The sequence below is a fragment of the Bradyrhizobium sp. WYCCWR15520 genome (genome assembly GCF_056174665.1).
This window is the reverse complement of the sequence record NZ_JBWBWM010000006.1, coordinates 119,881-132,453: the sequence shown is the minus strand read 5'-3', so window position 1 is coordinate 132,453 and position 12,573 is coordinate 119,881. Positions and strand designations below refer to the sequence as shown.

Below are 12,573 nucleotides of genomic sequence, written 5' to 3'. Positions count from 1 at the left end.
CAGGGAGGAAGGGAGAAGAAGTTTCAGGAAGAGGTAGTCAGCTCACGCGCTTCCAGGTCTGGCCGCCGCAGAACATGCCGCCGAAGGCGCAGCCCTGGACCTTGAGCGTGTTGGTCCCCTTCAGGGCGATCGTCGAGTCGTAATTGCGGCCGCTGTCGGGGTCATGTATCCGGCCGGTCCACTTGTTGCCCTGCGGCTTCATGTTGATCAGAATCCTTGCGCCGGTGTTGACGGAATAGCCGCATATATTGGCGCCGCATTCCTCGATACGCACGTTGCCCTTGTTCTCTTCGGTCGCCCAGACGCCGAGCGGGGAGTTCGGATCGGACGCGGCGGCCACCGGCGCCGGCTTCGGCGCGGGCGCGGCAGCGACTGGTGCGGGCGGCGGGGACGGAGCGGGCGGCGCGACGTCGACTTGTGCCGGGGTAGCGGCCGCGACGGTTGCTTGCGCAGGCGCGGGCGCAGCAGCGGGAGCCGGGGGCTGCGGCGCAGTCGCCTGAACCGGAGCCGGTGCAGGCGCCGCCGGTTTCGCCGGCGTGGCCGTCACGACGTCATCGTCGTCCTTGCTCTTCGAGCCCATGCCCTTGAGGTCGACATTGCCGAGCGTGCCGTTATAGCCGGGTGCGGTGATCTTGATGCAGGAAAGGGCGTTGCAGTTGCGCGGCGCGTCGACGCGAATGCGCTCGCCGTTGACCTGGAAGGTAATGCCGCCGGCCTGCGCCGAGGTGGTGGCCATCAACAATGCGGCGAGGATGTAGAGCTTCTTCATGAGGGCCTCCCTGAGCGGCCTGTGAGCGCTGGCGGTGAACGTGGGCAGACCCTATGCGGGAGCGAGGGCACGTTCTGTGCGGTACGTCACATGACTCCTGGAAGCGGCAGGTTGGCTCGGTGATTCAAATCACATCCCGTTGAAATCCCCCGCGACTAGTTTTCCGCGATCACCCGCGGGAGGCTTCGATGAAATGGTTTTGTTTTCTCGCCGTGCTGATGCTGCTCAGTTCTTCGGCCCACGCCGGCCGCTCGATTTCATTCAGCATCGGTGGCCACCGGGTGTACATCGAATCCTCCAGGCATTGCCGCTCAGCGTCGTGCGCCTCGACGTCGGTCTCCCGAAGCCTCAACTGGCGTCACAGGCGCGACCGCTATGGCGACGATCGCGATGTGGGCGTGGTGCCGGCGAAGCCCGTGCCGCCTGTGCCACAGACGGTTTCGCCACCCGCGCCGCCACCGCCCACGCCGCCGTCCAAGACCATCGTCACCGCGCCACCGGCCGTCTACACCACGGCGGAATCAACGACCCAGACCGTCGAAGCATCACCGCCATCTCCGCCAACTCCCCCGCCGGCTCAGCAGGTTTCGATTCCATTGCCGCCGCCTCCGCCGGTTGCGAAGCCGGTCGAGACCGCGCAGCCGGCGCAACAGGTTGAACGCGTCGCGCATCAGCCGGAGGAAGAGCCATCGGATTCGCCGATCGGCGACTGGCAGACCGAAGGCAAGGGAACGGTGCGGATCGCAAAATGCGGCAACGCGCTGTGCGGCTACGCGCTCAGTGCATCGTCCGAGAAGGGCGAGGCAATCCTGGTCAACATGAAGCCGAAGACCGAGCGGCAATGGACCGGCAGCGTCTACAGCCAGGACAGTCGCGAGACCTATTACGGCACGATGTCGATGAAGGGGATCAACACGCTTCGCGTCGAGGCCTGCGCGTTTCTCCGCTTCTACTGCTCCGGCAACAACTGGAGCCGCGTCATGCGCCGCGCCGACAGCCTGATGATGGTGTCCGCCGCGCCGCCGCGCTCGTAGCGCCCACGAAAACGCCCGGTGACGGCGTCACCGGGCGTTCGGGTCCACTTGTCTGGACGGGTAGTTCTAGAAAACGCCAAGCACAATCGCGGCGACGAAAGCGAATGCAACATACGCTGTTACAACGCCAAGTCTGCTAACGAGAGGACTTACGAAATCCATTGGGAAAGCTCCCTGGGTTCACGTCGTGCCCGCAAGTAACACTTTAGGTTAGCAAAGCGTTCCCGGCCCAAAAAAGTCAGCGTTGCTGTCCATCCAGGGGCTTGCCGCAGCCGAACGCCCGATAAACATGGTAAAAAATTTGTAAAAACAACATGTTGAAGAGTCTTTAAATAAATTAGTTGAACGTGCGCGGCGATGACGCGCGGAGTTCGTTTGTATCTCGTCGGCTCCTTCGTCCTCGTCTCGCTAGCGGGTTGTGGCCGCGGATTTTTTCAGTCCGCCGAGCGCGAACCGTGGCGTACCGAGGCCGAAGTCGCTTGTCTGAAGTCCGGCGCGGTCAAGGAGAGCGCGGAAGTGGTCCGGATCGACCCGATTTCCGGTCCCGGCGTGTGCGGTGCGGAATACCCGCTGAAAGTGGCGGCGCTCGGCGAAAACATCACCTCGTTCGGCTTTGCAGACGAAAGCCTGCGGCCTCCAGGCAATATCGGCAATCAGCCGCGCTGGCCGATCAACCGTGCGCCGGCGGCAGCTCCGCCCCAGCAGAGCTATTCGGGAAATTATCCGGGCAGCAGCTATCCGGAACCGGCGCCGCGCCAGCCGAACTATGCGGCACCGTCGAACGGGCCGATCTCGCTCTCCGCGCCGGGCGTTGCCTCGCAGCAGGATGACATCGATCTGCCGCCGGAAGGCGCGCCGTCATCGCGCGGCGGCGGCTATGCGGCGCCGCCTTCCTATCCGTCCCAGGGCCGTTATACCGCGCCTTCTGTTGCACCGTATTCGCCGCCATCCTATCCGCCATCACCGGCCGCGCCGCGGCTCGGGCCCGCGCAAGGTAATTCGGTCAGCGCCTTCGGCCAGGTCTCGATGAAGCCGGCGGCGACGCTGGCGTGTCCGATCGTCTCCGCGCTCGACCGCTGGCTCACCGATTCCGTGCAGCCGGCGGCGATGCGCTGGTTCGGCGCGCGCGTCGCCGAGATCAAGCAGATCTCCGCCTATTCCTGCCGCGGCATGAACGGCAATCCGCATGCTCATATTTCCGAGCACGCGTTCGGCAACGCGCTCGACATCGCGGCCTTCACGCTCGCCGACGGCCGCCGCATCACGGTCAAGGGCGGTTGGCGCGGCATGCCGGAAGAGCAGGGCTTTTTGCGCGACGTGCAGGCAAGCGCCTGTCAGCAGTTCAACACCGTGCTGGCGCCCGGCTCCAACTCCCACCACGAGGATCACATCCACGTCGACCTGATGCGCCGCGCCTCGCGCCGCACCATCTGCCAGCCGGCCGCGGTGTCGGGCGAACAGGTCGCCGCGCGCGCCCAGCGTAACCCCTATGCTTCACGCGAGCCCTATCCGACGGGGTCGCTCGGAGCCAAGAAGTCGATCTCGCGATGGTTCGGGGGCAGAAGCAAGGTCAACGAGGAAGACGAGTTCGAGGATCATTAGCGTTCTTGGCTTCGTAGCGGATTAGACGCGTAGGATGGGTGGAGCGAAGCGGTACCCATCGATTCCGTTCGCGAGGTGATAGGTTCGCAAGAGCTCAGCCAATCCTACAAATCACGAGATCCGACCAGCGATCACCTCGGCAAGGCGCGCTCTCGAATAGTTGATTGAATTTCCTGGCGATTGCCGCGGACCAATGGAAAGAGCAACCATCCATTGAGGCGACGCACATGCTTGCCGAAAAATTCATTTTGATCCTGGAAACGATCAAGAGCCACAGCAACCCCGACGGGAGCCCGCGCGTGGTAAGCACCTCCCGCCACATCCCGGTCAAGCTGCCTGCCGGCAAGTAGCGGCTTGCAGGACGGGGCGAGCGAAGCGATACCCATCGCTCGTGCGTTGATGGGTATCGCTTCGCTCGACCCATCCTACGAACTTAAGCCGCCAGCCGTTCCAGCAAATCCCTCACCACGCCCTTCAAGAGATCGAGCTTGTAGCCCGTCATCGGCAGCGGCTTTGCGCCTGCGGTCGCCTGTTCGGCGGCGCCGGCGATGGTCGCTGCGTTGGCCGGCTTGCCCTGCAAGGCCGCTTCCGCAGCCGCAAGCCGTAGCGGCACCGGGGCGATGCCGCCGGCGGCGAGGCGGACGAACTGGAACGTGCCGTCCTTGACCACCGCGCGGGCGCAGATCTCGACCAGCGGCCATTCGGCATGGGTGCGGCTGATCGCGCGCTTGTACAGGGCGCGCTCGCCTTGCAGCGGGACGGGAAGCTCGATGCTCTTGATCATCTCGCCCGGCTGCAGCGCATTGTCGGCGGTGCCGTTGGAGCCGTCGCCGAGGAGGTCGCCGATCGTCAGCGAACTTCTCTGGCTGGTTGTCACCTTTGCCTCATAGGCAAGCAGCGCGGCCGCCATCGTCGAGGGATGCGGCGCCACGCAGGGGCCGAGATCGAAGGCGACGTGATAGAGATGATTGCCCGATCGCGCCGGACAATCCGCCCCGCCTTTCTTCAGGCAGGCGATATGCGGATTTCGAAAATACCAGCAGCGCGAACGTTGCGCGAGATTGCCCCCGAGGGTGGCGAGGTGGCGGATCTGCGGCGTCGCCAGGCCTTCCGCGGAGGCCGCGATGCCCGGATAGGCCGCAGGGAGGCGTGCGTCGGCGGCGATGGCGGCAATGGTGGTGAAGGCGCCGAGGCGCACACTGCCGTCGGCGTTCCAATGCATTCCGATCGTATCGGGCGCGGCTGAAATGTCGATCAAGGGTCCCGTCGAGACGCCGCTGCGGCGCCGCTCGGAGAGGTCGGTGCCGGCGGCGCGGAATTCGCCCGCTTGCGCGGCGGTCGAGGCTATCGGTGTCATGCGGCGGCCCTCCCTTTGAGTGCGGCGACGAGACGGTCGGGACGGATCGGCGTTTCGGTCAGCCGAACGCCGGTGGCATTTTGAATCGCGTTGGCGACCGCCGGCGAGGTCGGCACGGTGGCGACCTCGCCGATGCCGACGCTGCCGCCGAGCACGTGATCGAAGCCACCCTGGTCAAAATGCACGTCGATGATGGGCGTGTCCGCGATCCCGGGAATGCGATAGTCCTCCATGCCGCCGCTGAGCACGTCGCCGGTGCGGGGATCGACTTCGCGTGCTTCATAAAGCGCGTAGCCGATGCCTTGAATGACAGCGCCGGCCGCCTGGCTGTGCGCCAGTGCGGGCGCCACGATTTTGCCGACCGCAATGCCGGTGTGAACCTTGACGACGCGGACATGGCCGAGCCAGGTATCGACTTCGACCTCGACGACCTGCACCGAACTCGGCACGCCCGCGCCGATCGCAAGGTTGGAAAAGCGCCGCATCATCCAGCCGAAGATCCAGCCCAAGAAGCCGGCCTGCTTCAGCGGCGACTGGACGCCCGGCACCGTCGGCTTGCTGTCTTCCGGCCGCACGCTGGAAACGCTGAGGTCGGGCGATGAAGCGAGCATTTCGCGCCATGGCGCGTTCGAGCCGGGGACCGGCTGCCGTTTTGTGCTTTGCTGGATCGCGGCTTTCAGCTGCTCGATCGCAAGCAGCATCGGCGGGATCACAGACGCCGTGACCCGGCTGCCGCCGGAGCCCGGCCCTTCCGGCAGTTTTGAATCGCCGATCCGGACCTCGACCTCATGCGGCTCCAGCCCGAACTCGCGCGCGAGCGTATTGGCGATCACCGTGCGGGTGCCGGTGCCGATATCCTGCGTCGCGGTGCTGGCGATCAGGCGTCCGCCCTTCACCGCCACCTCGACCTTCGAGCCGGGCTGCCACAGATAAAGCCAGTAACCGGTGGCGACGCCGACACCGCGACGATAACGACCGCTTTGCGCGGCGAGCGGTTTGCGGTTGCGCCAGACCTCCAGGCTTGAGGCCCAATCATAGAGTCGCTGGCGGTTGGGATCGGGATCCCAGCGTTTGCGCAGCGCGATCGGATCGACGTTCATGCGTAGTGCCGCTTCGTCGATTGCCTGTTCCAGCGCAAACGCCATCGGCGGGCCGCCAGGACCGCGGAACGGAGCGCCGGCCGGCAAATTGCTGATGACGTCGAAATCGGCGAGCTCTTTTGCTTCCGCCGGATAGATCAGGCGGGCGAGGGCGGCGATGGTCGAATTGGTCGCGGCGCCGGTGTCGGCATGTGCGGTGAACGACAACGCTTTCAATTCGCCCTGCTCGGACGGCAGCAGCGCGATCTTCATTTCCGTCGCCGGCCGATAGCCGGTAACCGAAAGCTCTTCGTGCCGGTCATAGGCGACGCGCACCGGCGCCCTGGCCTCGCGCGCCAGTTCGATCGCGGTGGTCGTTTCCACGCCCAGCGCAGCCTTTGAACCAAAGCCGCCGCCGACATGGTCGGCAATCACGCGCACCTTGTCGTGGTCGAGCTTGTAACGCTTGGCGATCAGCTCCATCACGTGAAACACCGCCTGCGTCGACACATGCACGGTGAGCCGGTCGCCGTCGAAGCGCGCCACCGCCGCATGCGGCTCCAGGCAGGCGTGCTGTTGCGTGCCGGTGCGGAAGGTGCCTTCCACCAGCAACGGATTATTCGCTGCGCGCGCACCGTCGACCCAGCTTCGTACCTTCTTCGGCTTCTTGGAGAAGGCCGCCGACGGCCCGCGGACATTGCCTTTCCATGAGGCGGGCGCACCGCCGCCTTCGGAGACGTTGCCGGCCTTCTTGCGCGCGGATTTTTCGAATACGACGGGCGCGTCGGCCCTGCGCGCTTCATCGAGTCCGATCGTGGAGGGCAGGCGCTCGCTGACGACCTTGATCGCGGCGATGGCGGCGAGCGCCGTCTTGCGATCGATGGCAGCGACGGCTGCGATGGGTTCGCCGACATAGCGAACGATGCGATCGTCGCCGAGCAGCGGGATCGCGGCGCTAACGCCCGGCATCGCGCGCGCGGGCGCGAGATCGAGTTCGTTGATCCGCGCATGCGCGAACGGCGAGCGCAGGATCACGCCTTCAAGCTGGCCGTCATGGTGGATGTCGACGGTATACTTCGCCGATCCCGTCACCTTGTCGCGTGCCTCCATGCGCGGCGGCAGGATATCGTTGCCGTCGAAGCGGCCGGCGCAGGCGTCGGCCACGGCACGAAAGATGCCGTCATAGGCGCCGCAGCGGCAGAGATGGCCCGACAATGCCGCGCCGATTTCCTCGCGCGAGGGCACCGCCGTTCCCTTCGCCGCGCGCCACGAATCGTGAAACGAAGCAGCCTCGACGATGAAGCCCGGCGTGCAGAAGCCGCATTGGAGGGCGTCGTGCGCCATGAAGGCCTTCTGCACCGGATGCAGTTTTGCTGCGCCGATGCCCTCGACCGTGGTCACGTTCCGATCCGCGGCTGATCGAGCCGGCATCAGGCAGCTCACGGCGGGCTCACCGTCGACCAGCAACGTGCAGGCGCCGCAGACGCCGGCACCGCAGACGAGCTTGGTGCCGGTGAGGTCGAGCGCATCGCGCACGACATCGACCAGCAGCGTATCTGGATCGTCGGGAAGGGAAGCGAGCTTGCCGTTGATCGTCATGGTGCTCATTTGCGATCTCCAGGTTTGCGGGCGGATTTCTTCGCTGGCTTTGGTTGAGCCGTGCGCGGTTTCGCCGGGCCGAGGGCGCCCGCGATCAGCGTGCGTAGCATGATCTCGAGATCCTTCAGGAGGGCGCCGGCCGGCTGCAGCGCCGGGTAGGCGGCCTTGGTGCCGTTGACCGCCATCTCGACACAGCGCGCCAGATCGCGCGGCGTCATGCCGGGGCTGAGGGTGAGATCCTGCTTGCGGCAGACGCGCACAATCGTCGCCGCAAGCTGCTCCGCATAGGCTGCCGTGTATTTCTGGTAGAGGTCGCGCGCCTGCACGAGATGTTCGGAAAAGAGTTCCTCGACATGGGGCGAGCCGTCGAGCGAAGCGGCGAGTTGCCCCAGCTTAGCGGTTACGGACGCGACGAGAATGTCGGCAAGGCTGCCGCCGGCTTTTTCCGCCGCGCTGGCCGCCGCGATCTCGGCGGCGAGCGCGTCCTCATGCAGCCGCTCGATCACGGCGCGGAACAGCGCTTCCTTGGATTTGAAGTGGTGGTAGAGCGCCTGCCGCGTCAGGCCGGCGGCCTCCGCCGCCTGCTCGATCGACGAACGGCGGAAGCCGTGCCGGCGGAACACCAGCATCGCGGCGTCGAGAATGCGGGTACGCGGGCCCATTTGACGAATTTGACAAAAGAAGACAAAATGTCAAATCACGCCGGCGCGAGGATGCGATGTCACTGATATGACGGCGCTTTGTGTATCCGGCAGTCGTACGGCACGTTGCCGTCGTGGCCGGCGGCTGCCTTGATGTTGGCATTGAAGTACTGACCCATCGATGGCGCGTTCAGCAGCGCATCGATCGTGTCCTTCGGCACATCGCAATATTGGTGGTAGGCCGCGTGGCGCTGGATAAGCATGCGCCGGCTCTCGGTGTCGTAGCATACCCGGCTGATGACGCTGCTGCGGGTGACGTCCTGACAGGTGAATGGCGCAAGGTCGACCGGGCCGCGGTCCTTACGTCAACGATCTCCGCTTCCTCCCAGGGCGCGGTGAAAAGCAGCGCGAGCATGAAAGCGAGACGGGTCACTTCGTTTCCGGCACCGGCATCGGGGACGCAGAAGTCTGCACCCTGACCGGCGAGACAACAAGCGCCGGGTGCTGGCGCTGTCGCGATCCCGCCGGCGCATATGTGGAAGCGAGACCGTTGCGTCACCGGGGGTTTTCGTCCTCGGCCGATCCGCCTATCGTTGCGTTCAAGCGGGCTGCATCCAAAATCCCGCGAGGGAGAGCCAGGTCATGAAAATCAGGAGCGTTCGCGCCCACGTCCTTGAAGCGGCCCTCTCGCAGCCCTTTGCCTACTCCCGCGCCTGGTATGACACGCGCGCCGCAATGGTAGTCGAAGTCGAGACCAGCGACGGCCTGACGGGCTGGGGCGAATGCTACGGGCCGGCGCGGATCACCGCAGCGGCGGTCGAAAGCGTGACGCCGCTATTGGTCGGCGAGGATCCGCTGCGAACCGATTTTCTGTGGCGAAAAGTCTATTCCGCGTTGCGCGATCACGGCCAGAAGGGCGTCGTCATCGAGGCGCTGAGCGGAATCGATATCGCGCTCTGGGATATCAAGGGAAAATTTTTCGGCGTTCCCGTCCACCAATTGCTCGGAGGTGCGAGCCGAAGCCAGGTACAGGCCTATGCGACGGGACTCTACCGGCGCAAATCCGGCGATCCGCTGCGCTATCTGCCGGATGAAGCCGCGGGCTACGTCGCAGAGGGCTTCAGGGCGGTGAAGCTGAAAGTGGGTTTCGGCGTGGAGGAAGATGCCGCGGTGACGCGCGCCGTGCGGGAGGCGATCGGGCCCGGCATTGCGCTGATGGTCGACGCCAACCACGCCTATGACGCGACGGCGGCGATCCGTCTCGGCCGGATGATCGAGCGCTATGACATCGGATGGTTCGAGGAGCCGGTGCCGCCGGAGGATCTCGCAGGGTACCGCGAGGTGAAAGCCGCGATCTCGATTCCGGTCGCCGGCGGCGAATGCGAATTCACACGGTTCGGCTTCCGCGATGTGCTGGTGTCACGCGCGATGGACATCATCCAGCCCGACACCTGCGCGGCGGGCGGGCTTTCCGAATGCAAGAAGATTGCCGACATGGCCGAGGCGTTCGGCATCAGGTACAACCCGCACGTCTGGGGGACGGGGATTGCGATTGCCGCATCGCTGCAGCTCCTTGCCGTCCTGCCGTCGCACACGCCGCGGTCGCTGGCGCCGCTCGAGCCGATCCTGGAGTTCGACCGCACCGAGCACCCGATTCGCCAGGCGATCCTCACCCGGCCGATCGAACATTCGGGCGGCCTCGTTGCCGTACCGGATGGAGCCGGGCTCGGCATCGAGATCGACCGCGACGCGCTGATGCGATTTGCGGTGAGGTGATGTGAGGGACATTTGCCCGTTAACGGGCATATGGCGCCGTCCGGTAAATTCCGGCGTGCGACGCGTTCGTGAGCGAGCGCGTCAGCCGGGATGCAGGAAAAGTGCGAGCAGGAGAATGATCGATAGCGGCACGCCAGTCAGCCAGAAAAGTGCGCTCTTAACAGACATAACCCTGCCCTCCCGGGGGCCAAGACAACTGTCGATCCGAACTTTGGTTCCTAGGCCACGGCTTTCTTGTTGATGCCTTTGCGAAGCGCGACCGTGTTGAGCTTGGTATTGGCGGCCTTCTCTTCGTTGAGGTTGGTCGTCAGGAAGCGAACGACGTCGGGGCGTGACCGTCGGCGGCGGCGTGCGCTACATCGGCGAGTCCTGGGACGGCGCCGACAAAATCCGCACGCCTGATTACACGCTGTTCGACGCCATGATTCGCTACGAAACCGGGCCGTGGCGCTTTCAGGTCAACGCCAGCAATATCGCCGACAACCGCCATGTCACTGCGTGCCTCGCCCGTGGCGACTGCTTCTTCGGGATCGGTCGCACCGTGCTGGGTAGCGCAACGTACAGGTTCTAAACTAGCTGGCGTCAGAAAGGGGCGGGCGGCTTACGCCCGCTTCGCCCGATACGTCGCCAAAAACATCCGCGTCGCGCTGTCGACCACGCGCGCGATGCGCTCCGCCGATGGCGCGGGCTCGGCCTGGAACACGAACGGCAGAAACAGCGTCGCCTGGCACATCTGCAGGAACTGCGCGGCGGCAAGCTGGCAGTCGTCGATCGCCAGATCGTTCGACCGGACATGCGCCTGCAGATAATCGGCGAGACGGTTGATCGTCTTCGCCAGCACGTTCGCGTAGAACTGGCGCCCGACATCCGGCATCCGCTCGGCGATCGCCATGACTGTGCGGATCGACGATCCGCCGCCCGGGCGGCATATCGAACCGATATAGGTCTGGCCGAACTCCCGCAGGGTGGTTTCGACATCGCGTTTGGGGTCGAGATTGTAGGCGATCTTGCCCTTTTCGAGCGCTTCGTCCTCGAGGATGGCTTCGAACAGCCGGCTCTTGTCGGCGAAGTAGACGTAAAGCGTGCCCTTGGAAACCCCGGCAGCGCGGGCGATCTCGTTCATGCTGGCCCCATCAAAGCCCAGATCCATGAACACCTTTCGCGCGCCATCCAAAATCTGGCGGCGCTTGGCGCTATCCTCCTCGCCCAAGGGGTGAATGGAGTTTGATGTGGGTGCAACCATTGGTTTATCTTCTCGCGAAAGAATTCAACCCGTGATGCAGGCCGGCAGATGCCTTCGCTTTATGGTCTACTCCTGAATGGTTATGTTGACCGAACCGTTCGGTCAATGCTACATTTTGTCCCGATGGTGCCGGCGCGAAGCTTCGCTGGTGCTGCGCGTTATCATGGGGAGGCTCGGTGATGGCCGGAGTCAGAGATCAGGCCGCGCGCGTTGTTCGCACCGGACCTGAAACGGCGGAGGATGAAGCCGACGTCGCGGCTCAGCTGCGCCTTGCTGCGGAAGAGGCAAGGCGCCGCTCTGCGGATGCGCCCGGCGCGCCGGTAACGGAACAGCCGGTTGAGTCGCCCGCCGGCGCCGCCGCGGCACCGGCGGCGAAACCAGGCAAGCGCAAGTTCGTCATGATGGGCGTGCTCGGCTTGCTCGCGCTCGCGGCCGCCGGTTACGGCGTCTACTACGTTCTCGTCGGCCGCTTCTATGTCTCGACCGACGATGCCTATGTTCGCGCCAACAACACCACGCTCGGCGCCCGAGTCTCAGGCCATGTCGCGGCGATCCTGCCGCGCGACAATTCGCTGGTTCGCGCCGGCGACGTGATTTTCAGGATCGACGACGGCGACTATCGCATCGCGGTGGAAGCCGCGCGCAGCAAGATCGCAACGCAAGAGGCCGTCATCGACCGCATCGGCCGTCAGGTCACCGCGCTCGAAAGCGCCGTTGAGCAGACCAAGGCGCAGCTCGCTTCCGCGGAAGCCGCGATGAAGCGGGCCGGTCTCGACTTCGATCGCCAGCAGACGCTGAGCACCAAGGGGTTTGCCTCGCGCGCCGCCTTTGAGGTCTCAGAAGCCAGCCGCGATCAGGGCGTCGCTGCGGTGAGGTCGGCGCAGGCGGCCCATGACGCCGCACGCGACAATGTCGAGGTGACGAAAGCGCAGCAGGCCGAAGCCCGCGCGCAGCTTGCGGAATTGCAGACCCAGCTTGCCAAGGCCGAGCGCGACCTTGCCTTCACCGCGGTGCGCGCGCCGGTCGACGGCACTTTTTCCAATCGTTTGGTCAATGCCGGCGATTTCATCCAGGCCGGGCAGCGGCTCGCCAATATCGTGCCGCTCAATGACGTCTTCATCGACGCCAACTACAAGGAAACCCAGCTCAAGCGCATCCGTCCCGGCCAGCCGGTGAAGATCTCGGTCGACGCCTATGGTCATCGCAAGTTCGCCGGCGTCGTCGACAGCATTTCGCCCGCAGCGGGATCGGTGTTCACGCTGCTGCCGCCGGACAATGCCACCGGAAATTTCACCAAGATCGTGCAGCGGCTGCCGGTTCGCATTCGCGTGCCGAAGGAGGTCGCCAGGCAGAACCTGCTGCGCGCCGGCATGTCGGTCTACACCACCGTCGACACCCGCGAGGGCGCGGCCGACGCCGACAGCGAAGCGGACCTCGACGCGCCCGGGACGGTTCAACCGAAGTAATTCTTCT

The 12,573-nt window shown here is 65.0% G+C and carries 12 protein-coding genes; 6 read left to right on the top strand and 6 right to left on the bottom strand.

Going from position 1 to position 12,573, the window contains the following annotated elements:
- Positions 1 to 37: 37 nt before the first annotated feature.
- Positions 38 to 769: a DUF2147 domain-containing protein gene (locus tag AC0QUY_RS08775; protein ID WP_475386543.1), complete on the bottom strand. Its 732-nt coding sequence runs from the start codon at positions 767 to 769 to the stop codon at positions 38 to 40.
- Positions 770 to 957: 188 nt separating this feature from the next.
- Here AC0QUY_RS08775 and AC0QUY_RS08770 point away from each other — a divergent pair, with 188 nt between their 5' ends.
- From AC0QUY_RS08770 to AC0QUY_RS08760, 3 genes are all read left to right on the top strand, one after another.
- A complete protein-coding gene (locus tag AC0QUY_RS08770) occupies positions 958 to 1,803 on the top strand; it encodes a DUF2147 domain-containing protein (RefSeq protein ID WP_475386542.1) in 846 nt (281 codons plus the stop codon).
- 357 nt (positions 1,804 to 2,160) lie between these two features.
- A complete protein-coding gene (locus tag AC0QUY_RS08765) occupies positions 2,161 to 3,405 on the top strand; it encodes an extensin-like domain-containing protein (RefSeq protein WP_475386541.1) in 1,245 nt (414 codons plus the stop codon).
- A gap of 164 nt (positions 3,406 to 3,569) precedes the next feature.
- Positions 3,570 to 3,755 carry a hypothetical protein gene (locus AC0QUY_RS08760; RefSeq protein WP_202639163.1) on the top strand — a complete coding sequence of 62 codons (186 nt, stop codon included), beginning with the start codon at positions 3,570 to 3,572 and terminating at the stop codon, positions 3,753 to 3,755.
- Between the two features lie 83 nt (positions 3,756 to 3,838).
- Here the strand turns inward: AC0QUY_RS08760 and AC0QUY_RS08755 are convergent, their stop codons facing one another.
- The 4 genes from AC0QUY_RS08755 to AC0QUY_RS08740 are packed head-to-tail and all read right to left on the bottom strand — an operon-like array spanning position 3,839 to position 8,380.
- Positions 3,839 to 4,762, bottom strand: coding sequence for an FAD binding domain-containing protein (locus AC0QUY_RS08755; RefSeq protein ID WP_475386540.1), 924 nt, complete (start codon positions 4,760 to 4,762; stop codon positions 3,839 to 3,841).
- Positions 4,759 to 7,449 (bottom strand): molybdopterin-dependent oxidoreductase, encoded by a 2,691-nt coding sequence (locus AC0QUY_RS08750; RefSeq protein WP_475386539.1) that lies wholly within the window; start codon positions 7,447 to 7,449, stop codon positions 4,759 to 4,761. Before AC0QUY_RS08750 ends, AC0QUY_RS08755 begins: the two co-directional genes overlap by 4 nt.
- Positions 7,446 to 8,102, bottom strand: a complete 657-nt coding sequence (locus AC0QUY_RS08745) for a TetR/AcrR family transcriptional regulator (protein ID WP_475386538.1) — start codon at positions 8,100 to 8,102, stop codon at positions 7,446 to 7,448. Before AC0QUY_RS08745 ends, AC0QUY_RS08750 begins: the two co-directional genes overlap by 4 nt.
- A 59-nt stretch (positions 8,103 to 8,161) precedes the next feature.
- The gene (locus AC0QUY_RS08740; protein WP_475386643.1) at positions 8,162 to 8,380 is read right to left on the bottom strand and encodes a KTSC domain-containing protein; all 219 of its coding nucleotides are present in this window, start codon (positions 8,378 to 8,380) and stop codon (positions 8,162 to 8,164) included.
- A 343-nt stretch (positions 8,381 to 8,723) separates the two neighbouring features.
- Here AC0QUY_RS08740 and AC0QUY_RS08735 point away from each other — a divergent pair, with 343 nt between their 5' ends.
- Together AC0QUY_RS08735 and AC0QUY_RS08730 are read left to right on the top strand one after the other, a co-directional pair.
- Positions 8,724 to 9,857, top strand: a complete 1,134-nt coding sequence (locus AC0QUY_RS08735) for a mandelate racemase/muconate lactonizing enzyme family protein (RefSeq protein WP_475386537.1) — start codon at positions 8,724 to 8,726, stop codon at positions 9,855 to 9,857.
- 331 nt (positions 9,858 to 10,188) lie between these two features.
- Positions 10,189 to 10,428 carry a hypothetical protein gene (locus AC0QUY_RS08730; RefSeq protein WP_475386536.1) on the top strand — a complete coding sequence of 80 codons (240 nt, stop codon included), beginning with the start codon at positions 10,189 to 10,191 and terminating at the stop codon, positions 10,426 to 10,428.
- 30 nt (positions 10,429 to 10,458) lie between these two features.
- Here AC0QUY_RS08730 and AC0QUY_RS08725 read toward each other — a convergent pair whose 3' ends face one another.
- Complete coding sequence (locus tag AC0QUY_RS08725) at positions 10,459 to 11,100, bottom strand: TetR/AcrR family transcriptional regulator (protein WP_475386535.1); 642 nt, start codon at positions 11,098 to 11,100, stop codon at positions 10,459 to 10,461.
- 179 nt (positions 11,101 to 11,279) lie between these two features.
- On the opposite strand from AC0QUY_RS08725, the gene AC0QUY_RS08720 reads away from it, so the two are divergent.
- A complete protein-coding gene (locus tag AC0QUY_RS08720) occupies positions 11,280 to 12,566 on the top strand; it encodes an HlyD family secretion protein (protein WP_475386534.1) in 1,287 nt (428 codons plus the stop codon).
- Positions 12,567 to 12,573: the final 7 nt, after the last annotated feature.